Below are 23,568 nucleotides of genomic sequence, written 5' to 3'. Positions count from 1 at the left end.
ACCACCCGCGACCGGCGCCTCTGTGTCCCGGACCCCGGAGCACCTCACCATCCCCCTGGGCTGTGCGCTGCTCGCTCCGGGAGGCCGGACGACCGCCTCGCGCCTGCTGGGTCTCCCGGACGAACCCGCACCGCCGGCGCCGCGACGCGTTCCGTGTCCTTGATCCCTCCGTACAGCCGAGGAGCCGCCGTGTACAAGCACCCGCACACCGGAACCGTCCCGCTCACGCCCGTGCCGCTGATGGAGATGGCCGCCGGTTTCCGCATCTCCAAGGTTCTCGCCACCGCCCTCGAACTGAACGTCTTCGGCACCCTGGACGGTTCCCGGGGCATGGAGGTCGCCGAGTTCGCCGAAGCCGTCGGTCTGGCCGAGCGTCCCGCCAAGATGCTGCTGGTCGGCTGCGCCGCTCTCGGTCTGCTGGAGCGGACGGCGGAGGGCTACCGCAACTCCCGCCTCGCGGACGAGTTCCTGATCCGCGGCAAGCGGTACTACTTCGGGGACTTCATCCGCTTCAACGACCGCAGGGCCTACTCGGGATGGCTGCACCTGGAGCAGGCGCTGCGCGAGGACCGGCCGATGACCTGGGACACGGCCGCCGCGTCCAGCGTCTTCGACGGCGACGGCATGCTCAAGGACATGTTCTGGCAGGCGCTGTACTCCGGCGCCATGTTCACCGCGAGGGCGCTCGCGCTCTCCGTGGACTTCGGCCCGTACCGGAAGCTGCTCGACGTCGGCGGCGGCTCGGGAGCCTTCTGCATCGAGCTGACCGCGCATCACCCGGCGCTGTCGGCCGCGGTCTACGACCGGGCGGTGGTGTGCGAACTGGCCCGGCAGTCCGTCGAGGACGCGGGCGCCGGGGACCGGGTCGAGGTGATCGCCGGGGACTTCTGGCAGGAAGACCTGCCGCGCGGCCACGACGTCATCCTGCTCTCCAACGTCCTCCACGACTGGAGCGAGGAGGAGAACCTGGTGCTGGCCCGCAAGTGCTTCGCCGCGCTCGACGCGGGCGGCGCGGTGATCGTGGCCGAGTCGTTCGTCGACGACGAGGGGACGGGACCGGTCTCCGGCGCGGTCTCCAGCCTGCACATGCTCCTGGAGACGTCGCACGGCCGGAACTACTCCCGCGCGGAGTACGAGTCGCTGCTGCGCAAGGCCGGCTTCTCCGACGTCTCCCGGGTCGACTTCATCCTCGACGCCCCCGGCGCCAACGGCGCCCTCGTGGCGCGCAAGATCTGACAGGAGGCCACATGCGCACCAGGGAACTGAGCTCCTTCATCGGCACCGAGGTCACCGGCGTCACCAGCCGGGACCTCACGGGACGGCAAGCCCTCGACGAGGTGCTGGACCTCGTCCACCGCAGCGAGCTGGTCGTCGTCCGGGACGTCGAGCTGACGCCCGCCCAGCAGGTGCTGCTCGCCGCCCGGATCGGTCAACCGGTGCCCCTGCGCAGACAGTCGCACCCCGACCACCAGGAGATCATGGTGCTGTCGAACGAGATCCGGGACGGCAAGCCGGTCGGCGTGGCACGAGCGGGGAACTTCTGGCACCAGGACTCGTCATGCACGCCCGCCCCGGAGACGTACACACTGCTGCACGGCGTGGACGTGCCGAGCACCACCGGCCACACCCTGTTCGCCAGCGCCGTCGACGTCTATGACCGGCTGCCCTCGGAATGGAAGGACAAGGTCGCCGGGCGCACGGCCCTGCACACCGCGGCCAAGCGGCTGCGGATCGGCCCGGAACACCTCGGCCTGTCGATCACGGAGCTCAGGCAGGACCCGGATCACGTCTACACCCACCGCTGGCGCCCCAGGGACCTGGTGCTGTGGAAGACGGCGACCACCTACCACAGCGCCACCGATCTGGCACCGGGCACCTTGAGGAGGGTGCACCGGGTGAGCATCAGGGCGGAGGCCGGGTAGAGGTGTACCCCCGATAGCATCCAGAGCGACGACAGCGACAACGGACTCGATCACGTCAGGGGAACAAGGCCGCGGTGACAGGTGGGGCAGCGCGGTTGCGCGTACCGGTGGGTGAGGACGCGGAGCGCTGGGTCACGCGCGTGGGCTGTCGTCGCGTTCTGTTCGTCGTGCACAACGTGACGTCGGCGACCCGCCTGTTGGACGTCATGCCGCTGTTCCACAGCGATGTCCGCGTACAGATGTTCGCCACCTGCACGGGCTCGTCCCCGTTCCTCGCCGGAGTGCCCGAGCTGCTGGCTCGGGCGGGACTGCCGGTCCTCCCCTGGGAACAGGCCAAGGACACGGCGTTCGACCTGGCGGTGGCTGCGAGCTACGGCGGCGAACTGGGCGCGATACAGGGCCAGTTGGCCGTGCTGTCACATGGAGCCGGATACAATAAGAGGCTGGCTACACCGGACACCGGACACCGGACACCGGACACCGGACACCGGACACCGGACGTCCGGTCTTCGGCCTGTCGCCGGACTGGCTCCTGGCCGACGGGCGTCCACTCGCGACGTCGACGGTCCTCTCGCACCCCGAACAGCTGGACAGACTGCGGTCGTCCTGCCCCGAGGCGGTGCCCACCGCCGTACTCGCGGGCGATCCCTGCTACGACCGCATCCTCGCCGCTCTCCCCCAACGCGACCGTTTCCGCCGCACCTTGGGCGTCGGCCCCGGCCAACGGCTGATCGTCGTCAGCTCGACCTGGGCACCGCGTTCCCTCTTCGGCGGCGCCGGGGATGATCTGCTGCCCTGGCTGCTGTCACGACTGGCGGCGGAGCTGCCCGCCGACGAGTACCGGACGGCCGCCGTCCTGCATCCGAACATCTGGTACGGCCACGGCCCCGGCCAGGTCCGCGCCTGGCTGGACAACGCCCGGCGAGCCGGCCTCGACGTCATCCCACCGCTCGACGGGTGGAGACAGGCCCTGATCGCGGCCGACTGTGTGCTGGGAGACCACTCCAGCGTCACCTACTACGCGGCATCCATAGGCATCCCCGTCCTCCTCGGCGCGTTCCCCCAGGAGGACCTCGACCCGCACTCCCCGGTGGCCGCCCTCGGCCGTACGGCTCCCCGACTCAGCCGCCGCGGCAGCCTCCGCGCACAGATCGACCGGGCCATCGCCTCGCACGATCCCGCCCGCTACAAGGACCTGGCGGAGCAGACGAGTTCGGCACCGGGCGAGTCGGCCGCCCTCCTGCGCCGCCTGTTCTACGGCCTCATGGACCTCCCCGAGCCCGACGGCCATCCGGCACTGCTCGACCCGCTGCCGCTGCCGCCCTACGCCCCCGTTCGCGTCACCGCGCCGATCCGGGTCCTCGTCCGGCAGGTCAGTACGGATCCGCCGGAGGTCGCCGTCGTCCGGTACGCCGTCGCCGGCGACGAGCCGGACCCGTCGGAAGCCCCGGCCGCACAGGCAGACTCCGCGCACACGGTGGTCGACGAGGAGACCCGGGAGACCGGCCGGCTGAGCGTCGCCGACATCGTCGTACGGCATGCGGCCGCGGACGACCCACGGCTCGGTCCGCCGGCTGCCTGGGCGTCGGAGGCGCTTGACCGTTACCGGTACTGCGGGCTGGTCGCCTACGTCGAGGGGCCGGACCGCTGTGTCGTCCGCACTCGCGAGGGGGATCTCGTACGGCTGTCCGCGGCCCCGGACGCCGACGGGCGCCGCGACCTGTGCGATCCCGCCGTCTACGCCTCGGCGCTGTACGCCTGGACGGCGAGTGGCAGGTCCCTGGCTTCGGCGGGTCCCGAGATCACCGTGCGCACCGGTGGCGCAGAGCACCGTGTGGCGGTCGAGCCGCTCTCTCCTTGAGTCGGGATCCTCACGTCTCCACCACGGCCAGCCGAGCGCGGACCCGTTCGAGGCCGACCTGGTCGTCGTTCGCCTCGAAGCACGCCTCGGCGGTGCGCAGATCCTCCGCCTCCTCCGCCGGGCGGCCCAAGGCGCGATGGCACTCGGCCCTCGCCAGGACGGCGTCGGCGAGTTGCAGCCCCGCGCCCGCCTCGGTCATCGCTTTGACGGCCTTGTCCAGGCACACCCGCGCGAGCTCGGCGTCCCCCGCCTCCAGGTGTGCGCCGCCCAGACTCATGTAGACGCGGCCCTCGTTGTACGGGTCGCCGCCCGGCAGCTCGCGGAACCGTGCGAGGGCGTCGTTCAACCGGCCGACGGCGGCGGTGAATTGACCCTGCTTGGTCTGCGCGCGGCCGATGTGGTGCTCCAACAGGGCTGTGGCACGAGGGACGTCCTTCCACCCGTCCTCGCCCTGGCCGATACGGCCGAGAATCTCCTGCGCCTCCTCGAAGCACCGCTGGGCCGCCTCGAACTTCCAAGTCCTGAGGCGGAGCAGCCCCAGAGCCTCGACGGCGGTCGCCTCCCCGCGATGGTGGCCGCAGGCCTGATCCGCCGCCCTGGCCTGTACGAGGGCGTTCTCGGCGTCGACCGCCTGGCCAACTCCCATGTAACCGAAGGCCAGTTGGGTGCACATGCGGCCCACGGCACGCGGGTCGCCGAACTCCTCCGCGCCGCGTCGCGCGGCCTCGACCCCGAGCAGGTGCGTGTCGATCCACTGGGCGTGGAAGCCGAGCAGCAGATGCAGGCCCCACATGGCCTCGCACAACTGCCATACGAGGTCGTCGAAACCGTGGTGCGCGGCGCCCCGGATGACCGCCGCGAGATTCTCCCGTTCACGGCGCAGTTCCGCCAACGCGTGCTTGCCGTCCGCCCGTTCACGGTTTTCCGGGAGGGCGAGCCCCTGATAGGCGGGGCCGAGCCGCCAGCGCAGCGGCATGACCCGGAAGTCCGCGCCCGCCGCGAAACGTAGATGCGCGACCGCCACCCGGCGGACCGAGGCCGACATGCGGCCGTGGCCGTCCTCGGCGGAGGCGAGTTCGCGGGCGTGTGCCCGGGTCAGGTCGTGGAAGCGGTAGCGCTCCTCCCCGACCTCCTCCAACAGATGCACCCGGGCCAACTGCTCAAGGAGCGCCCGGGCTTCGGCCTCCGCGACGCCTGCGGCATGGGCGGCGCACATGACGGTCACGGTCGGCCAGGCCCACACCGCGATCGCGCGGTACAAGGCGGCGCAGGCGGGGGTGAGTTCGCCGTAGGAGACGTCCTGGGCGAGCCGGACGGGATCGGCCGGAGCCCCCGGGCCGTCGGGGCTGCCGTCTTCCATGGCGGTGGCTTCCTGGTCGTGGCCGTGGATCCGGTCGGACAGTTGCCGCGCGACGCGCTCCCAGGTCAGGTGTTCCCGGACGGCCAGCCCTGCGCCCGTGGTGCACACCGCGAGGGGAATCCCGCCGGTGCCCTCCGCCACGGCCCGGACGACCGCGTCGGAGGCGGCCGGGCGGTCGCCTCCGACGACCCGCCTGATCAGGCTGACGGAATCCTCGGTCGACAGCGGTCCCAGCGGAAACGGCCGAGCCCCGTGGCCGGCCACGAGGCGCCCCAGCCGGTGCCGGCTCGTCACCAGGACGAGGCACCCCGGCGAGGCCGGGAGCAACGGGATGACCTGGGCGTCGTCATGGGCGTTGTCGAGTACGACGATCATGCGCCGGTCGGCCGTGCAGTCGAGGTACAGATCCCGCTGCCGCGCCTCGTCGCCCGGCACCATGTCGGGTGGAACCCCGAGCCGTTCCAGGAACCGTGCGAGGACGTCGGAAGGCGGGAGGGCGGTTGCGGCCGACGCGCCGTTCAGGTCGGCGAACAGGACGCCGTCGGGGAACCGTTCCCCCAGTTCGAACGCACAGTGGACGGCTGCGGCGGACTTGCCGATGCCGCCCGGACCCGTGAGCGCGGCGATCGTCGGCGCACCGGGCGCGCGGCGCTCCTCGTCCAAAAGGGCCGTGATCCACGCGAGTACGTCCGCGCGGTCGGTGAACACGGCTGTCGTCGGTGGCAGCATCTGCGGACGGGAGGCACCGTGTGCGACGGCGGGCACGGAACGCGGCGCCAGCCAGGAGGCCTCACGGACCCATTCCGTCACCTCCCGCGCGAACTCCGGGGAGCTTTCGGCGAGTTCGACGAGCCGTAACGCGGCCGCCGCCCGCTCGGGCTCGGTGACGGGCAGGGTGACAGGCAGAGCGGGGCGGCCGGTACCGCCCGTCCCGGACCCGGTGTCCCCGGCACGGCCGCGGCTCAACAGGTCGTAGAGCCGCTCCGAGATCCGTCTGCCCAGCTCGCCACCGGCTCCGGAAACGGCGCTCGAAGCGACCGTGGCGACAGCCGAGAACGCCATGCCCATCAACGGTTCCACGCCGGACCCACTCCCCCAACTCGCCATCGCCGCAATGGTATCGAGGCGACACGACCATCATCGGGTGCTGAGGGCCCTCGGCTCGGTCCTCCCGTCGGCTTCCTCAGGGTGTCCTCCTCTGGTTTCGTCCCGACGGTGGTCGGCGATCATCCAGAGTGCGGAGAGCAGAGCCGCACCGCTGAGGACGAGGAACAGGTGGGCCGTGTGCGTCCCGGCGCTGTCCGCCGCGCGGGCCACCGGGTTGGGCATTCCGATGCGGTCGAGCAGCCAGCCCAGAGCGGCACCGGCGGTGAGCGCAGCGCAGATGTCGCGCAGTGCGGCGTGCCGGGGCAGCCGGGAGAGAGCGATCAGGGTCGGCAGGGCGAGGAGGACGAGCAGGAGCTGCATTCCTTCGATGCCGAGGTTGAATCCCGCGAGGCTGAGGGCGAGTTGGGTGGTCGACAGGTTCATTTCGGCGAGAGTGAGGGAGAACGCCAGGCCGTGCCCGAGCCCGAAAACGCCGGCGACGACCGCCTCGTGCCCCGGGAAGAGCGGGCGAATCGCATGGATTGCGCCGACAAGAATGCTGATGGCGATGAATGCCTCGACCGGTTGGGCGGGGATGTCGAGGTGGCCGAATGCGCTCAGGGCGAGTGCGAAGGAATGCCCGAGCGTGAATGCGAGGGTGGTCCGGGCGATGCGTTTGACGGCGGTCCCGGTGTTCACCAGTCCGCGCCAGCGATTCCTGACCGCGCGCAAGGGTGCGGGGAGCAGGAGGATGAGCAGGAAAAGCAGGTGATCGGCGCCTTCGAGAATGTGGCTCGCGCCGAGCCGGAACATCGCGAACGTCCCGCCCCAGACGCTTCCGCTCTCCAGGTTGATGGAGAGGGGCGAGACCGTCATGGTCCCGGTGTCGACGCGGATGACGCCGACCTGCATGGCCGCGGTCGGGTCGTCGCCGCTCACCCGGCCGGCGGCCCAGTCCTGGCCGATGGAGACCAGGGCGGTGTGGGTGACGACCTGGTGGATGACGGCGTCGTAGTCGAGGGTGAAGCGGCGCAGGTCTCCGCCGGAGGGCGGGGTGAGCGTGGAGTGGACGGTCAGCTCACGGTAGGTGCCGGAGGTGCTCTGCTCGGCCTCGCCCAGCGTGACGTCGCCGAAGTCGACGGTCCACGCCTTTCCCTGGGTGGTGGTGGCGTGCAGGTGAGCGGCCAGGTAGCTACGGATCGCGGCGGCGGTGCGCTTGGACGGCTCGGCCGCCGTGGTGTCGGTGTCGGTGTCGGCCAGGTTGATACCGCTCGCCCGCGAGAAGTCGTCGACCGGCAGTTGCAACTCGGCGGCCACCGACGTCTCGTGCACGTCGAGCAGGAGCACCGAGTTGGGCATGGGATGCGCCGCGGCCGGCGGCGCCGCGAGAAGCAGCGCCGCCAGCGTCAGCGCGATCCCGGCCATCATGCGCGCTGTTGATGACATCGAGATCGGCCGGCGGTTCATCAGAAGGAGAACTCTCCGCCGTAGTCACGGGTGTGGTCGCGGTAGACCGTGTGGTAGTGGATCTGGTCGGAGTAGACCACCCCGTTCTGGCAGACGAACTCGATCCAGACGCTCGGCCCGTCGATCCGGACGTAGTCGCCCTGGGCGTCCAGGTCGGTGCCGCCGGAGTACGAGATGTAGGTCTCGTCGAGTTCCGACTCGTACGTGCTGAGCAGCTCGGCGGCGCTCGTGTCGTCCACCACCTCGACCCACGGGGTCAGGGCCGCGAGCACCAACTCCTGCTGCTCGTCGGTGAGTTCACTGACCGCGAGGCCCTCCTTGGTCTCCGGGAACTCGCCGTCCTCGCCCGGGCCGAGCAGCACGTCACTGAACGACTCGGAGAGTTCCGCCGACGCCAGCTCGGTGGTGCTCAGGCTGTCGAGCATCGACACCATCCCGTCGTGCATCCCTTCCATGGGTGCGTACGAGGTGCCGTCGTCGTCGGTCCAACTGGTCGGCTCCACGCCGATGAAGAACGGGCTGGCGCCGCTGACCTCACCGTCCGCGTAGGTGAGGTTCACTGCGAGGTGGTGGCCGCCGAAGTGGAGCTGCCAGGTGCCGGAGGTGCTGGGGGTGCCCAGGAAGGCGAGGTAGTAGTTGCCGCTGCCGTAGCCGCTGGCGGTCTCGCCGAGGTAGTCGTCCGCCGCCAGGATCTCGGTGAGCTGGTCGTAGCCGGTGCCGGTACCGGTGCCGGCCGCGGCCTCCAACACCGCCTTGGCGGCGGTCAGTTGGGTGTCGGTGAGCGAGCTCAGCGCGATGCCTACCCGGCAGGTCGAACCGCACGGAAGGTTGGACCAGGCGGTGGCGTTCTCCTCCGTCAAGTCCAGGAGCACCTCCGCCTGCTGGTCCTCGTCCAGGGTGGCGACGAACGCGTCGGCGGCGGTCACCACGTCCGAGACGGCGGTGCTCGACACGGTCGTGGACGAAGCGGCGGTCGTGGGCGTGGGCGCCGGTGCGCTGGCGGAGGGATTGGCGGACGGGTTGGCCTCGACGGATGCGGCGTTCGCGTTGGCGTAGAGCGCGCCGGCGAGAATGGTCCCTGCCGCCGCTAAGGCCGCGACCGCTTTCCTGTGACGGCCCGGCAGCCTGCGGTGAGCGTTTTTGGTCTGCAATTCACTATTCCCTTCAGAGGGCTTGCCAATAGGACTTTCGGGAAGCTTTTCCCGCACTCGAAAAGAGCGTTTGAGAAAGCCCTGCGGCATTGGTTCGGGCGAGCCACATTCGATCGCCGAACACTGTGATTCGCATCTCAAGGCGCTTGGCTTTACGTATCACTTATCTTCAGCTTACCTTCAGGTAATGAAGAAACTCCTGCTAGACGAATTGCCGTAAAAAACCTGCCCGCATGAGACCTTACGCACCTTTCCATCCCATTGAGGCCGATATATCCCGTTCGCCTGGTCCACGATGGCCCGTTCCCGACCCCCGTGACACGAGTGCGGCGAGCGGCATTGTCGGGCCCGTGTCAAACTTTGAAGCGAACGGGGAAAGCGTCGTAGGCTGCGGCGTTGTCCGCGAACATGGCGTGCCGGTAATGGGTACGGGGGTGCCGTCGCTTTGTCACTTTTCTCGCAGGGGATCTTCACTCCGCACGCACTATTGGACGAACGCGCGATCGATATTCTCTCGGCCGCGACCCAGCGCTGTTCGGGCACGGTCCGACCGAGTGACATCTTCTACGCCGCGATCGACTCCGGTGACCAGGGAGTTCTGTCGGCGATCACTCTCACGCTCGCCGAAGGCGCCCAGCCCCGGCACCTCCTGGAAACCATCGCGGTGTACAACCCAGGTGGCCAGGACGGGCAGGATTTCGATTTCGACGGAAGGCGTGAGCGCTTCACGCCTCAGACACTGGCCGCCCTCGACACCTTCGCCAAGGAGTTCGCCGAGGACCCAGGCCGGTTACGTCCGGTCTGCCTCGAACTGCTCGTCGCCTGTGTCCTGGACCATCCCGACGACGGTGACCGCAAGTTCCTGCGGATCATCGACACGGCCGCCGCCGCGCGGGCGCTGCGGGAACAGGCCCGCGTCAGCACCGAGCCGCCACCGGTGCTGCTCGACGACACCGGGCGGCTGCGCTCGGAGGAGTTCTCGGCGGACGCCTGGGCGATTCTGGAGCAAGCAGCCGAGCGCGCGGGCGAGTTGGGGTACGACCGTCTGCTGCCACCCCACTGTTTCCTCGCCCTGCTCGGCGAGACGGAGGGGCTGACCGAGCGGCTCGTGCGGCTCCAGATCCCGCCGCAGCTGGGCTTCGCGAAGGTCGCTGACATGCTGAGCGGCGCCTTCCGGCTCTCCCAGCACGGCAAGGACGCGCCGCCCCTGCACCGCGACGGCCTGGGCGAACCCCTGCTCGCCCTGCTCCAACGGGCCCGGCGGGCCGCGCTGATGGGCGGGGCCGAACTGGTCGACACACCGCATCTCCTCGATGCCCTGCTGGCGGATCCCCCGCCGAGGCTGGCCTCGGTGTTGCAGACGGAGCCGCTGCGGATGGACCTCGCCCGGATGCGCGAGCTCCTCGCCCAGGCAGCCCGGGAGGCGCGCGCCTCGGGACCGCGCGAGGTCGCCTTCCGGTTACCCGCTGACTCGCCGCCCGCCGAGGACCTCACCTGGCTGGCGCGGACCCAGGGGATAGCGCCCGCCCGGCATCTCGACCGCTACTTCGACGCCTTGGGCCGGGCCCTGCACCGTACGACCGACAACCATGTGCTGATCACCGGGCCCGCCGGGGTCGGCGCCACCACCCTGGTGCGCGAACTGGCCAGGCGCGCGGCGGCAGGAGAGCTGCCCTTCCTGCGCCGTAAGCGCCTGCTGCGGGTCGACTGCCGTGACGTACCGGAGTCGGAGAGCGGCGCCAAACTCGCCAGGATCATCGCCCATGTGGCCGGGCGCACCGACCTCATCGTCTGCCTCGACGGACTCGGCGCCCTGCTCCGCGGCCCCGGCGGCTCCGACCACGTACTGGCCCTGCGCAGCGCGCTGAAGGAACGCCGCATCCACCTCGTGGGAGTGCTGTCCGGCCAGGAGTACGACGACCTGCTGGCCGCCGACCACGCCCTGCGCGAGCTCACCACCCGTATCGACATGACCGAGCCCGACCGGGCCTCCGCGCGGGACATGGTGCGGCAGGCGGCGAACGCTCTGGAGGCGGAGTTCGGGGCCGAGGTCGACGACCGGGCCGTCGACCGGGCGGTGGTGATGTCGGCGGACTACATCCTCAACCAGCGGCTGCCGCTCGCGGCCGTCAAGGTGCTCCGCCGGGCCTGCGAGGACCTGGACTACCGCCGTACCCAGCTCGGCGACACCCGGGCTGCGGTGACCACCGAGGACGTGGTGCGGGTCATCGCCGAGGTGTCGGGCGTACCGGCCGGGCAGATCGCCGGCACGGGCGGCGAACGGACCGACTACGTCACGGCGTTGGGCGCCTCCGTCTTCGGCCAGCGGGAGGCGGTGGAGGTCGTCGCGAGCGAGCTGCGCCGCATCAAGTCGGGCCTGGCCGGCGCGAGCGGCGGCCCCGCCTCGGTGCTGCTGTTCGCCGGGCTGACCGGGACGGGCAAGACCGAGCTGGCGAAGACCGTCGCGAGTTTCTACTCCTCCTCCAAGCGGCTGCAGACCTACCCCATGGAGAACTTCTCCGAGGGACACAGCGTGTCGGGCATCATCGGCTCCCCGCCGGGATACGTCGGCTTCGAACGCGGCGGCCGGCTCATCAACGAGCTGAACGCGGACCCGTACTGCGTCTTCCTGCTCGACGAGGCGGAGAAGGCCCACCCCGAGGTCTGGCGGCCCTTCCTCAACCTCTTCGACGAGGGCTGGATCATCGACCAGCGTGGCGTCAAGGCCCACGGCGACCGGGCGATCTTCATCCTCACCAGCAACGCGGGCCACGAGATCATCGCCCGGATGACCCGCGAGGGCCGGTCGGGCGAGGAGATCACCGCCGCGGTGAAGGAGGCGCTGCTCCAGGTGGGAAGGGGGGCCAAGGGCGGCCCGGTCTTCTCCCCCGAGTTCCTGGCGCGCATCCGCCGGATCATCGTGTTCCGTCCGCTGGACCTGGACGCGATGATCGACATCTGCCACAAACTGGTCGACCAGCAGCGCGAGTTCTGGCTGGACAAACGCGAGAAGGAACTGTTCGTCCCCAAGTCGCTGATCCACTACGCCGCCGGGCAGGGGCATCTCCTGAACGAGAAGCTGGGTGGCAAGGAGGGCGCCCGCATCCTCAAGAGGATCGTGTCGGACCTGATCGAGAACCCCGTCCTCCTCGAACAGGAGCGCCGCGAGGAGGAGTTCCAGCGGTGCGCCCGCATCGAACTCGACTTCCACCCCGTCGGCCCCGACGGCCCCTGGACGGACGTCCGCTTCCTCCCGGCCGCTGAGCCGCCGACGCCGGCGCACGAGGCGGGGCCGGGCCATGAGTGACGCGGGGGGCGGGATCGACCTGCGGTCGTTCGAGGGCCGGGTGATCAACGACCGCTATCTGCTCACCAAGTGGATCGGCGGCGGTGCCTTCGGTGCCGTCTTCCTCAGCGAGCAGCGCATCCTCGGCCGCCCCGTCCGCCGGGTCGCCTGCAAGCTATCCCGGGACACGGGGATGACCGAGGCGGACGCCCAGGACCGGTTCGCCGACATTCTGCGGCTGGCCGAGGCGATGGACGGGATGACCGACGCCGAGGCCCGCCGCCACCTTGTCCATGTGTACGACGGCGGGCTCGCCCAAGACGCCGGCGGCCGGGCCTTCCTGGTGATGGAGTTCGTGCAGGGCACCACGCTGGCCGACCAGTTCGGGAGCCTGAAGACGGTTCCCGCCAAAATGCTCTTCAACTGGGCGCGGCAGATCTGTGTCGCGCTGCGCGGACTGCACGCCCTGGACCAGCCGTTGCTGCACCGGGACCTCAAACCTGACAACGTCCTGCTGGGCACGGACCAGACCGTCCGGCTGATCGACTTCGGCCTCGCGGCCAGGCTGCTGGAGTCCGGCACCGTGCCCGGAGTCGCCGGCACCCTCACCTACATGGCGCCCGAGACGTCCCAGGGGGAGAGCCTGCCCGCCTCCGACCTGTACTCGCTCGGGGTGCTGATGTACGAGGGACTGACCGGCCGGCTGCCCTTCGCGCACCTCATACCGCCGCCCGAGCTGCCCGACGCGCTGCACGGCGACTGGCTGTACCAGCAGAAGAAGGACGGGCCCCCGGCGGACCCGCCGTCACGGCTGAACAACACCGTGACGCGGGAGACGGACGCGGTCGTCCTGCGCTGCCTGGAGTTCGATCCCGCCCGACGCTTTCGCAGCGCGACCCAGCTCCTGGACGCCCTCGCCGAGGCCGAGGCGGGGACCCGTCGCCCGCCGCCCGGCGAGAACGCCCTTGAGGAGGCCCGCGAGCAGGCCGCCGACGGCGATCCGGCCGGCGCCTGCCACACCCTGCGCACCTGCCTGGACTCCGGTGCGCAGGAACCCACGCCCGGCATGCGGCTGGCGCTCCTCAACGAACTCGCCCGTCTGCTCGACGCGCAGGGCGACCCGGCCGGCTCCGCACGACGGCTCGCCGAGGCCTGGCAACTGGTGCGCAACAGCACCCTCCTGCGCACCCGGCAGGAACGCTGCGCCCTGCTGACACGTACAGCCGACGCCTACCGGCGGGCCGGGAACGTCTACCAGGCGACCCACTTCGAGGATCTCCTGCGGCGCGAGCGGGGCAGGGGGTGAGTACGCGGCATGGCACGTCTGGGCAGGCAGTGGAGCGGGGCCCTTGAGGAGCCGGACCCGGGCAAGGGACTGGCGCGGTTGCGCGAGGTCTGGGCGCGGATGGAGAAGCGCCCTGAATCGGCCGTCTCGATGTGGGAGGAGTTCGTGCGGTCCGTGGTCGGGCAGCCGTACCAACCGCTGCTCACCGAGGCCGACTTCGAGGCGCTGGAGCGGATCGGCGGGCTCATCGCGAAGAGCGGGCAGCTCTCCCTCTACCGAGCGGTCCGGCCGCTGGCCATGGCGCGCCTGGGGCGTGGCGAGCAGTGGCAGGCCGACGAGCTGCTGACCCGGCTGTACTGGGCGAAGGAGGTCCAGGACCAGGTCAAGGTCGTACTGGCGGACGAACTGGCCAGGGACGGGCGGCGGGACGCCCCCCGGCTGAAGGTCTACGCGGACCTGCTCGGCCGGGCCGGACCCTGGCCCCAGGCGGTCGTCGCGCTGGCCACCGACGTGCTGCGGGTGGACTTCGCCTCGGATCCCGAACAGCTGTGGCAGGCGGCCGAGTTGGCGGTGCCCGGGCTCCCGGGCGCGGACCGCGCGGCCGGGCTCCACCGCTTGTTCGTCACCGGGGAACTCGACGCGGCCCGGGACCACTTCCTCGCGGCCCGCGCGGCGGACCCGCACGACGAGACCGCTCTCCTCGGGGTCCTGGCCACCCACGTACGGGCCGGACAGGCCACGAGTGTCCCGGAAGAGGCCTTCGAAGCGGCCGGTACGGCCACTCCCAAGGTCGCCGCGATGGCCGAACTGGCCCGGATACTGGCCTGGTTCGACTCCGACTCCGACACCTCTCCCCCGGCCGCCCACCTGCTGGCCACCCACGACCTGACCCGCGAGGCGGGCCCCTGGGCCGCCTACGCCCTGGGCCGCCTGCATCTCCTGGACGGCGACGCGGCGGCGGCCCGCGACCTCCTCGTACCCCTGACGTCGGACGACTCCTCGCTCCCGCAGTGGCGTTACCACGCCGCCTGGTCGCAGTTGCTGTGCGGCGACCGTGCCGGACTGTGGCTGCTCATCGGCCGGATGACCCCGCACCAGGACGACTGGGCGCTCGCCTGTCTCCTGCTGGACTGCGAGCCGGACGCGGTGACCAGCACCGACGCGGAACGCGCTGCGGCGGCCGTCCCGCCCGGCTACGAGCGGATCGCCGGGCTCCGCCGCGACCTGGCCGCCGGCCGCCGCCCGCCCGACGCCCCCGAGCGGCCTGCGGGAGGCGGCGCACCGCAGCGGCTGGAGGCGCTGCGTACGGCCCTGGGCGCGGCGTACGGCCGCCAGGCCTGGGCCGGGGAGATGGCGGAGCTGCTGAAGGACCCGCTGTACCGGCGCCTCCCGCGCGCCGACCGGCTGTTGTGGTCGGGACTGCTGGCGCTGCGCCAAGAGCCCGAGGAGGGGCGGCGGTTACTGGAGGCGGCCCTGGCGCTCGGGCATCAGCGGGCGGCGCTGGTACTGGCCGCACACCACCTCGAAGAGCATCGCCCGTCCAGGGCACACCGGTTGCTCGCCGGGCACAGCGGCGCGAAGGCGGAGTTGCTCACCACGTGGGCCGAGGCGGTCGGGGGCGCGTCGGACGATGCGGTCGAGGACCGGCTGGAGCGGCTCCCGGCCCGCCGACCGCCCCAACTGCCATACGTACTCGGCGCGCTGTGGCTGCACCGACTGGCCGGGGAGGGCTCGACCCTGGACCCCGAGGACGCCCCGTACCACGCGCGGCGGGCGGCGAGGGACCTCGCCAAAGCCGTCGCCGCCGGGCCGGAACCCGTACCCGCCGACGCGGAGGTACTGCTGCGGGCCGCCAGGACGGTCGCCCACGGCACCCTCCCCGACGACGGGCCGGCCGCGCTGTCGCCCTCCGTACGGCAGCACGCCTGGGCGGAGTGGGTCCTGGGCCTGGCGCTGCTGGCCGAGCATCCGGAGGCCGTCGGCCTGGGGCTGTGCGGGCGGCTGGTCGCCCTGGTCGAAGAGGCCGACGAGCCACCCCCGCAGGTCGTGGCCGCCTTGGCCGCCGCACTCACCCGTGCGGGCATCCTCAGCGAGGACCCCGGCCGCCGCAACGCCCTCGCCTCGCTGGTGCGCGACCTCGCGGACCGACACCCCTCGCCGGAAGTACGGGCACTGGCCGAGCAGGCCACGGCCGCGGCGATGGCGCTCCCGGCCGCCGGACGCCCACCGCTCCAGCCGGCGCCGGCCTCCGGAACCGTACAGCCGGTGCTGGCCCTGGCCTCCGCCGTGGGTGAGCTCGCCCGGGGTGAACAGGCCGCCGCCATACGCCAGTTGAGGACCGCACCGGCGGACGACGACGTGTGCGCCCTGCTCGCCGACGTCCTCGACGGCCGCCCGCCCACCGCGCCCCCGCCCGACGGCACCGGCGAACAGGCCGCGCTGATCCGGCTGGTCCATGCGGCGGGGCTCGTCGAGAGCGATCCGGGGCGGAGTCTGGGCCTGCTCTCCGCGGCGGCGGCCGACTGCGACCTGGCCGCCCTCACCGACACCACCCGGCTGCTGCCCGCACTGCTCGCCCACACCGGCGGCAAACCCGGCGCCAAGCCCGCCGGCAAGGGCAAGTCCGGTGGCGCCAACCGCCGTTCCGGCCAGGCCCATCCGCTGGCCGTCGTCGTCAAGCGGCTGATCGACGGCGGTGGGCGCGGGCTCGACCCGGCGGTCCTGGCCGGCTGCGCGACCGCCATCGGGGACTACGAGGTGGCCGAGGAACAGTGGATGGCCGCGTACTACGCGGCGGACCAGGAGGGGGTCGACTCCGGCCCGGTCCGAGCGCAGTACGCCCGACTGCTCCTCCACAAAGCCGTGGCCGCCCGCAACGCGGCGGATCCGCTGCGGGGTGCGAAGCTGCTGCGCCAGGCCGGCGACCTGCAACCGGCGCAGGGCCCCGCCCTGAAACGCGTCCCGACCCGCAGCAGAGCCCTGTCGGTCGCCCGCGGTCTGGAACTCGACGTGTACGTCGACCGCCTGCTGCTCGTCCTCTTCCCCGGCCTGGACCGGGAGTCCGTCCCCTGGGAGCGGCCCGGCCGTTACGCGGCCCTGGAGGCGGTCGTCGAATCCGACGCCGGTCTCTCCCGCGCCGTTCGGAAGGGCAGCGGCAAGGGGATCCAACGGAGTTGGGCGGACTGTCTGAAGACCGTGGAGTACGACGTCCGCCTCCACCACACCCTGGCCCTGATCCACCGGGACCTGGCGCTGGAGAAGCCCGAGCCCACCGCGCAGGCCGGCGGACACCTCGCCCGCGCGACCGCGCTGTGGGCCCTGCTGCTGGCCTCGGGCGGATTCTGGGAGCAGCACGGCGAGACGCCCGCCGGCCCCGACGCGGAGACACGGATGCGCACCGCCGTATGCCGGGAACTGCTCGGCACGCACCGAAAGCTCGGCGCCGACGCCCTCCAGGCCGGGGAGACGGACACCGCCCGGCTGCATCTGCGGATGCTGGAGGCAGCCCGTAAGGGGGAGTCCGAAGTCCGAGTCCTCCTGCGGGAGTTCGGCATCCCGTGGTCCCCGGCGGTGGACACGGAGCGCTGGGCGGAGATCTCGACGCTGGCCGGTTCGGTCACCGACGAGTGGTGCGACGAGGTCATCAAGACCGCCGAGAGGGCGGTCAACGACCGTGCCGCCATCGAGCAGTTGGCCGAGGGCGTCGAAAAGGACTACGAGTCCGGCATCCGCAGGCTGGAACCGATGATCGATCTCGGCATTCCACTGCTCCGCCTCCTGCAGCAAGCCCTCGCCTGGCACAACGGACTGCAGAACTCCCTTTACGACATGGGGAAGTACGACGAGCTGCGCAAGGTGGTCGGAAAGGCACGCAGGTTCGCCGACGCGCTCATCCCGCTCTGCGAACCGGGCCAGGGTTACCTTCCGGCCAACAAGGCGCTCGCCACGCATTTCGTGGACCGCGGCATTTTTCTCGCGCAGGACCAGCGCACCAAGATCGCGATGTACCGAACGGCGCTGAAATGGAATCCCGGCGACATCAGCGCCCCCGGACTGCTCGCGAAGGCCGGGGAGCCCCGAGACCAAGGAGACCAATGAAACCGAATCCCTTCCATGTCCTCGGACTTCCCGTGTCGGCGAGCGACGAGGAGGTGGCGGAGCGCTTCCGGGAACTCGCCGTGACCGGGGCCCAGGACGCGGGCGCGCTCGCGGAATGGGCCAAGGACGAGCTGATGGGCCTGGCGGAGACGCGGGAGTTACACGTCCTGCTCGAAGCGCCGGGCGCGGACTACCGGGGCGAGCGGTGGGAGGACTTCGCCAAGCAGTACGGGCGCCGTCCCGTCGCGTTCGAGGGACAGTCCGGAAAGGCGGAGCCGCCACGGGCGACGGACTTCGATCTCGCGGCCGTGGCAAGGCAGTTGCTGGACGGCATGCTGACGCCGCCCGCCGTCGACATCCGCCCCGCCCTGGACAACCCTCCGGTGCCGCTGCACCTGGAGCGACCCCCACTGGAGGTGCGCGATGTCCTCTTCGGCTGATGCGGCTGATGCGGCTGAACTCCCGTCGTCCGAGGCGACCGACTGGGACGAGTTCGAGGAACGCCCGGTGCCGGAGGGGCTGGGAGGGTCGGACCCCGTAAGCCCGGGGCGTGAGATGGCCGCCCTGCTCCAGCGGTACTGGGCGGACCTGCAGAGCGAGAGCAACAGGGTGGAGAAGGAGACGGCGGCGGCACGCAAGGTGCTCACCGAACTCGCCGTCCACGTCGCCCGGTTGGACGGGCTGCTGCGGGAGGCGGCCGGTCCGCTGGAGGCGGCGGGCGCCAAGTCGCTTGGCCGCCGCCTGGAGGTGGCCAGAAAGCAGGTCCTCGAACCGCTGCACGCGATGGACATCACCACACAGGACCCCACCGGCAAGCCCTACGAATCGGTCGCGGACGTCGTCGACATCACCGGATGGCGTTACGGACCCGGGTTCACCTCCGAGGTGGTGGCGGAGACCGTGGAACCGATCGTGCTCGACCGCGGCACGGTCGTACGGCTGGGACAAGTGATCATGGGCGCCCCGTCGAGCGCCGATACGGAGGACAACGGATGACGCAGTACGTGAGCAAGGCCGTCGGGATCGACCTGGGGACCACCAACAGCGCGGTGGCGGTGATGAATCCGACCGACACCGACATCGTGATCCACCAGGACGGGATGAACGCCCGCACGACACCCAGCTGTGTGTGGCGCAACCCGAACAGCGGCGAACTGGTCGTCGGCCGCAAGGCGTTCGCGCGCGTGGGCAGCACCCCGGAGCCGATCACCTCCGTCAAACGCCTCATGGGCTCACCCACCACCGTGACGCTGGCCGGCGAGGAGCGCACACCCGTCGAGATCTCGGCGGAGATCCTGCGGGAGATGAAGCGGCAGATCGAGCAGGACGTGACGGGCTTCGAGACCCCGGACGTGCGCTGGGTCGTCGACCGGGCCGTCATCACCGTACCCGCGTACTTCGACCAGCCGCAGATCGACGCCACCCGCCAGGCGGCCCAGAGCGCCGGACTGGCCGTGGTGGACCTGCTGCACGAGCCGACGGCCGCCGCGAGCTACTACTGCTGGCGCACGGGCACCCGGGACGGCACGTTCCTGGTCTACGACCTCGGCGGCGGAACCTTCGACGTCAGCGTGGTGCGCTGCAAGGCCGCCGACTTCAGGGTGCTCGGCATCAGCGGCAACACCATGCTCGGCGGGGACGACATCGACACCGCCCTCGCCGGCCACCTCCAGCAGCTGATCCAGGCGGACGGCTGGGCGATGGACCTGGACCTGAAGAACAGCGCGGAGGACCGGCTGCGCTTCCGGCACCTGAAGACCCTCGCCGAGTCGGCGAAGAAGGGCCTGTCGGACCGTACGGAGTTCATGGTCCGCGACGCCGGAGGGCTCACCGACAAGGACGGGCAACGGGTCGTCATCGACACCCTGATGGAGCGCGCCCAGCTGGAGAAGATCGCCCGGCCCCTCCTTGAGCGCACCTTCCAGTACTGCGACGAGGCGCTCGACCAGGCGACCAGGGAGGCCGGGGTCACCCTCGCCGACATCGACCAGGTCATCCTGGCCGGCGGATCGACGCATCTGCCGCTGGTCCGGGAGATGGTGCGCAACCGGCTGTGCTCCCCGGCCCCCGGGTCCCCCGCCGCCGACTCGCCGCGGGCGAGGTGCACCGAGCCGGTGTACGAGCAGGTGGACACGGTCGTCGCGCTGGGTGCCGCCGTGCGTGCCTCGGCGGTGGGCGGCCTGGACATCCTGAACGAGGAGCGGACGGTCCGGGTGGGCTTCCGCGGCACCGGCGTCACGGCCGCGGACCGTACCGTGGTCGGCGGCACGGTCGAGGCCCTCGACCCCGACCTCGATCTCACCGACGGCTCGGTGCGGCTCAGCACCGAGGAGTACGAGGACGAGGCCCAGCTCAAGCCGGGGGGCAGCTTCGCGTTCACCCGCATTCCCGTGCAGCCGGACGCGCAGAGCCTGCTCACCATCGAAGTCTTCGACGCCGACGGGGAGTTGCTGGCGGCCGTGGGACGCGCGGTCGTCCACGACCGGGACGCCGGAGCCAAACCGGTGGGCAACCCGACCAGCGCGGCCATCAACGCCAAGCCGATCCTGCTGGAGGTCAAACGCGAGGGGCGCACGACCCGCGATGAGCTGATCCCCGCGCTGAAGTCGCTGCCGTTCAAGAACCGCCACGACTTCAGCCACCCCGGTGACACCGACACCGTGGAATTCCGGCTGTTCCAGGGGCCCCGACCGATCCAGGTCATCAGGGTGCCCGTGCCGTCCTCCACCCCCAGGGGCACGGTCATCGACCTCGACGTGGAGATGGACCTGCACTCGCTGATCACCGTGCGCGGCTCCATCGGCGACCACCCCTTCGAGGCCCTCGTCGAGGTACCGCCGGAGGCCGAACTGCCGAGCGACGACAAGGTGGCGCAGCTGCTGACCGCCTTCGAGCAGAGCGTCGAGTTCCTGCCGGCGGGCGAACGGAGCGTGCAGAAGGCCAAGATGGAGATGGCCCAACAGGCCTTCGAGGACGCCGTCGCACGCGGCGAGAACGCGGTCGCGAGTCATGAGTTCGAGGAGATGCAGGCGATCGCCGATGTCACCGGCAACGCCCCGACCGGTGATCTCCAGCCGCCCCGGGCGGACTTCGAGAAGCTCGTCAAGGACTGCACCGAGCTCAACCGGTACGTCGCCTCGATCAGCGCCGAGGCCGAGATCCCGCACGACGAACGGGAGATCAGCCAGGCCATCGAGGTCCAGCGGGACCAGGGCGAGCGGGCTCTGAGCGCCGGCGACCAGAGGTCGTACTCGGAGGTCATCACCCAGCTCCAGCACATCTACGAGCACCTGCGGAACCTGCGGTCCCAGTCCCTGTCGAAGAGTCAGCCGGTCGCCGACGCCGACAGGGCCGCGTCCCTGTTGCAGAGCGCCCTGGAGATGCTGCGTCAGGTACGCAATCTGGTCCAGGTCTCCCGCAACGCCACCGCCGAACACCGCCAGCAGGTGGCGGACATCGGGCAGCGGCTCAGCGGCCTCCAGGCCGTCATCGCCCAGGACCCGCACCGGGTCCAGCAGGAGGCCGCGCAGGACCGCCAGCGCCTGATCCGGCTCAAGAGCGTCCTCTCGGGCTCGTCCGACGAAGTGACCAGCAGCCCGGGCATCCCCGAGGCCCGAGGATGACGGCCGTAGCGGCGGGCGTCCGCTGCCCGGTGGTGCTGTGCGGCAGGGAGAACGCGTACGGGACGGAGGTGTGCGCCGGCTGCCGCACGCCCCTGTCCGGCTACGCGCGGCTGTACGCCCACCCCGCGCACCTCTTCAACAGGGGGCTCGCGGCGGCACGCGAGGGCCGTCTCACCGCCGCCCGCGACTGCTTCGCCGCGGTGGTGCTCTGGTGCCCCGGCGACACCGAGGCGCGCAACGCCCTGGCCCTGGCCGGCCTCCGGCTCGGTGACCCGGGCGAGGCGCGACGGCAGTGGACGGAGGTGCTGGACCGCAGGCCGGGCGACCCGAAGGCGACCCGAGGGCTCGCGACTCTCGCCGGGCTCACCGAGGTCAGTGAGGCCGGCCCAGTGCCTGGATGAGCAGTTCGGGGTCGATCCCGAGCTGACGCATCAGCTCACGCCCCGACGATCCCTCGTCCTCCAGCAGAGCGAGCAGGATCGCGGCCTCGCCGACCCGACCGGACGAGGTACGCCCGGTGCCCTCGCGCCGGCGTGCCTGGTCCAGTACGTCGTGGACGCGGGGCGACAGGTCACGACGCCGGGGCGTGAGCATCCCGGACAGCTTCCGGAACGCGCGCTCCCCGGCCGGCCCCTGCTCGTACAGGCCGCGGCGCAGCACCTCGCTGCCCGTCGCACCGAAGGCGAGCAGGAGCGTGTAGGTGCCGATGACCTCACCGCGCGTCTGGGCCAGCAGGTTCGCGAGCCGCACCGTGCCCACGGCGCTGCGGCTCAGGTCGTCCAGCGGCAGCCACTGGTCGCCGTTCCCCGCCGGCGGGTCCGGCTCGGGGGCCGGCGCCGGGACCGGGACCGGCAGCAGCGCCGGGTCCGGGGTGGCCGGTCCGCTCTCCGGGTCCGGCAGCAGCCGGGCCAGCGGGACCCCGCAGAGTTCCAGCAGCCGGGCGGAGAGCCCGCCGCCGACCGCCACGAAGGCCGCGGTGATGTCGACCGTGGTGATGGTGGTCCTGCCGTCCTCGGCGACCCGGGTGGCCGCGTCCGCGAACACGCGGTTGACCGTGTCGGACAGAACGCCGTCGTCGGCGCCGGAACCGCCGTCCGTACCGGAGCTACCGTCCGTATCGGAACTGCGGCTGAGGACATGGTGGATCACCTGGTCGAGGGCCTCCATGGCCTCCGCCCCGATGCTCTCCTCGATCCGCTGCCGTATGTCCACCTCGCCGAGCAGCCCCTGAAGCAGATCGACGGAGGCGACCCCGCCCCGGCCGGCGGCGGACGCGTACACCCGCCGCATCAGCCGCTTCGCGTCGGGAGCGAGCGTCAACGTCAGGTCGTCGTCGGGCGGTTGGGGTGGCTCGTCGGCCCCCGGCGTCTCGTCCTTGGTGATGCCGGCGGCCGGATCGCCGTACAGGATGAAGGACGCCCAGGCCGCGTCCGGCCGTTCACGCGTCGCGGCGCGCGCCGCCCGGACAGCGGCACCGGCCGGCTCGCCCGCGAGTAGCCCGCCGTAGAACTCTGCGGCGAACTGCCAGGCACCCTCGTCGGCCACATCGGTGCGGGTGCCTACGACGGTCTTCGCGCCCAGCGCCATGAACGCCACGGACATGCTGCCCACGTCGCCCTCCCCCGCGGAGCCGCAGCCGTTGATGAAGACCACCGGCGGCGCGCCGCACGACGAGAGGGTCTGCAGGCCGACCTCGGTGAGCAGTTGACGGTTGTGCATCATCAGCCCGGTCGTGCCGCGGCCGGTCGCCACATGACCGCAGAAGTGGAAGAGGTCGTACGACGTCTCCTCCGAGGCCAGCTCCTTGACCACGTCGAGCACGGTGGCGTCGCGGCCCAGCAGCACCTTGCACTCGATACCGCGCCCGCGCAGCCACTCGGCGACCTTGTCGGCCTCCTCACGGGCAGAGGCGAGGTCGCCGTCGGTGTCGCCCACGACGAGCGCCCGGCCGACCCGGCTGATGCCGCGCCCGCCGACGACGGGGCGCTTGCCCATCAGCCGGCGCCCCAGGTCGTGCTTGAGTCCGAGGAAGTCCGCACCGTCGTGCAGCAGTTCCCAGGGGATCTCCTGCTCGTTCGTGCGGACCAGGACGGGGCCGGTAGACGCGTGCAGCCGGGTCACCAGCTCGGCCGCGTTGCCCTGTACACGCGGGAACAACTGCTCGTAGAGCAGCCTGCCCCACTTGGCCAACTCCTTGATCACGCCGGGTTCCAGGTGCGGTTCCCCGGCGGAGGCCTCCGTCAGGACCTCGTCGATGCGGGCGCGGCAGCCCTTGACCAGTCCCAGGTCGGCCTCGACCGTGTACTCCATTTCGAGCGGTGGAGTGTCGCCGACGGGGCTGCCGACGCGCAGGTCGTAGTCGTAGCGAACGGTCATGTCCTGGAGGGTGGCCCGGACGTTCAGCGTGGTGAGTTCGCTCATGACGGCCC

14 protein-coding genes are annotated in these 23,568 nt (G+C 71.2%); 10 read left to right on the top strand and 4 right to left on the bottom strand.

The genetic code is table 11. From position 1 onward, the window contains the following. The first annotated feature begins 189 nt into the window (after positions 1-189). The 3 genes from AC5DRG_RS36575 to AC5DRG_RS36565 all read left to right on the top strand — a co-directional run bounded on the left by AC5DRG_RS36575 (position 190) and on the right by AC5DRG_RS36565 (position 3,783). Positions 190-1,236: a methyltransferase gene (locus AC5DRG_RS36575; RefSeq protein WP_491803938.1), complete on the top strand. Its 1,047-nt coding sequence runs from the start codon at positions 190-192 to the stop codon at positions 1,234-1,236. An 11-nt stretch (positions 1,237-1,247) separates the two neighbouring features. Beyond that, on the top strand, positions 1,248-1,922 hold the full coding sequence (locus AC5DRG_RS36570; RefSeq protein ID WP_491803937.1) for a TauD/TfdA dioxygenase family protein: 675 nt from the start codon (positions 1,248-1,250) through the stop codon (positions 1,920-1,922). A gap of 619 nt (positions 1,923-2,541) precedes the next feature. Next, on the top strand, positions 2,542-3,783 hold the full coding sequence (locus AC5DRG_RS36565; RefSeq protein WP_491803936.1) for a hypothetical protein: 1,242 nt from the start codon (positions 2,542-2,544) through the stop codon (positions 3,781-3,783). Positions 3,784-3,793: 10 nt separating this feature from the next. On the opposite strand, the gene AC5DRG_RS36560 is transcribed toward AC5DRG_RS36565, so the two are convergent. From AC5DRG_RS36560 to AC5DRG_RS36550, 3 genes are read right to left on the bottom strand one after another with little or no spacing between them, the layout of a single operon-like run. Then, positions 3,794-6,223: a tetratricopeptide repeat protein gene (locus AC5DRG_RS36560; protein ID WP_491803934.1), complete on the bottom strand. Its 2,430-nt coding sequence runs from the start codon at positions 6,221-6,223 to the stop codon at positions 3,794-3,796. Positions 6,224-6,280: 57 nt separating this feature from the next. After that, positions 6,281-7,657: a HupE/UreJ family protein gene (locus AC5DRG_RS36555; protein WP_491803933.1), complete on the bottom strand. Its 1,377-nt coding sequence runs from the start codon at positions 7,655-7,657 to the stop codon at positions 6,281-6,283. Between the two features lie 38 nt (positions 7,658-7,695). Continuing rightward, a complete protein-coding gene (locus AC5DRG_RS36550; RefSeq protein ID WP_491803931.1) occupies positions 7,696-8,847 on the bottom strand; it encodes a DUF3500 domain-containing protein in 1,152 nt (383 codons plus the stop codon). Between the two features lie 487 nt (positions 8,848-9,334). Here AC5DRG_RS36550 and AC5DRG_RS36545 point away from each other — a divergent pair, with 487 nt between their 5' ends. Genes AC5DRG_RS36545 through AC5DRG_RS36515 form a run of 7 tightly spaced genes read left to right on the top strand, consistent with a single transcriptional unit; the run spans position 9,335 to position 21,540 of the window. Then, entirely contained in the window at positions 9,335-12,154 is a 2,820-nt protein-coding gene (locus tag AC5DRG_RS36545) for an AAA family ATPase (RefSeq protein WP_491803930.1), read from the top strand. Next, on the top strand, positions 12,147-13,439 hold the full coding sequence (locus tag AC5DRG_RS36540; protein ID WP_491803929.1) for a serine/threonine-protein kinase: 1,293 nt from the start codon (positions 12,147-12,149) through the stop codon (positions 13,437-13,439). The genes AC5DRG_RS36545 and AC5DRG_RS36540 overlap by 8 nt, the downstream gene beginning before the upstream one ends. Positions 13,440-13,448: 9 nt before the next feature. After that, on the top strand, positions 13,449-17,516 hold the full coding sequence (locus AC5DRG_RS36535; RefSeq protein ID WP_491803928.1) for a hypothetical protein: 4,068 nt from the start codon (positions 13,449-13,451) through the stop codon (positions 17,514-17,516). Further along, positions 17,513-17,956, top strand: coding sequence for a hypothetical protein (locus AC5DRG_RS36530; RefSeq protein WP_491803927.1), 444 nt, complete (start codon positions 17,513-17,515; stop codon positions 17,954-17,956). Before AC5DRG_RS36535 ends, AC5DRG_RS36530 begins: the two co-directional genes overlap by 4 nt. Next, positions 17,940-18,512: a hypothetical protein gene (locus AC5DRG_RS36525; protein WP_491803926.1), complete on the top strand. Its 573-nt coding sequence runs from the start codon at positions 17,940-17,942 to the stop codon at positions 18,510-18,512. The genes AC5DRG_RS36530 and AC5DRG_RS36525 overlap by 17 nt, the downstream gene beginning before the upstream one ends. Further along, a complete protein-coding gene (locus AC5DRG_RS36520; protein WP_491803925.1) occupies positions 18,509-21,139 on the top strand; it encodes an Hsp70 family protein in 2,631 nt (876 codons plus the stop codon). Before AC5DRG_RS36525 ends, AC5DRG_RS36520 begins: the two co-directional genes overlap by 4 nt. Next, complete coding sequence (locus AC5DRG_RS36515; RefSeq protein WP_491803923.1) at positions 21,136-21,540, top strand: tetratricopeptide repeat protein; 405 nt, start codon at positions 21,136-21,138, stop codon at positions 21,538-21,540. Before AC5DRG_RS36520 ends, AC5DRG_RS36515 begins: the two co-directional genes overlap by 4 nt. Here AC5DRG_RS36515 and AC5DRG_RS36510 read toward each other — a convergent pair. Continuing rightward, positions 21,512-23,560 carry a CHAT domain-containing protein gene (locus AC5DRG_RS36510; protein ID WP_491803921.1) on the bottom strand — a complete coding sequence of 683 codons (2,049 nt, stop codon included), beginning with the start codon at positions 23,558-23,560 and terminating at the stop codon, positions 21,512-21,514. The two genes, AC5DRG_RS36515 and AC5DRG_RS36510, sit on opposite strands and share 29 nt — an antisense overlap. Positions 23,561-23,568: the final 8 nt, after the last annotated feature.

It is taken from the genome of Streptomyces sp. JLBG701 (genome assembly GCF_058544905.1).
Note: the sequence above shows the minus strand (reverse complement) of the source record. Positions and strands in the feature narration are given on the sequence as shown.

Excerpts from the sequence above, each read along its gene's own strand:
- AC5DRG_RS36540 (WP_491803929.1), top strand. The coding sequence starts at position 12,147 with ATGAGTGACGCGGGGGGCGGGATCGACCTGCGGTCGTTCGAGGGCCGG.
- AC5DRG_RS36510 (WP_491803921.1), bottom strand. The coding sequence starts at position 23,560 with ATGAGCGAACTCACCACGCTGAACGTCCGGGCCACCCTCCAGGACATG.
- AC5DRG_RS36555 (WP_491803933.1), bottom strand. The coding sequence starts at position 7,657 with ATGATGGCCGGGATCGCGCTGACGCTGGCGGCGCTGCTTCTCGCGGCG.
- AC5DRG_RS36570 (WP_491803937.1), top strand. The coding sequence starts at position 1,248 with ATGCGCACCAGGGAACTGAGCTCCTTCATCGGCACCGAGGTCACCGGC.
- AC5DRG_RS36515 (WP_491803923.1), top strand. The coding sequence starts at position 21,136 with ATGACGGCCGTAGCGGCGGGCGTCCGCTGCCCGGTGGTGCTGTGCGGC.
- AC5DRG_RS36520 (WP_491803925.1), top strand. The coding sequence starts at position 18,509 with ATGACGCAGTACGTGAGCAAGGCCGTCGGGATCGACCTGGGGACCACC.
- AC5DRG_RS36535 (WP_491803928.1), top strand. The coding sequence starts at position 13,449 with ATGGCACGTCTGGGCAGGCAGTGGAGCGGGGCCCTTGAGGAGCCGGAC.
- AC5DRG_RS36525 (WP_491803926.1), top strand. The coding sequence starts at position 17,940 with ATGTCCTCTTCGGCTGATGCGGCTGATGCGGCTGAACTCCCGTCGTCC.
- AC5DRG_RS36530 (WP_491803927.1), top strand. The coding sequence starts at position 17,513 with ATGAAACCGAATCCCTTCCATGTCCTCGGACTTCCCGTGTCGGCGAGC.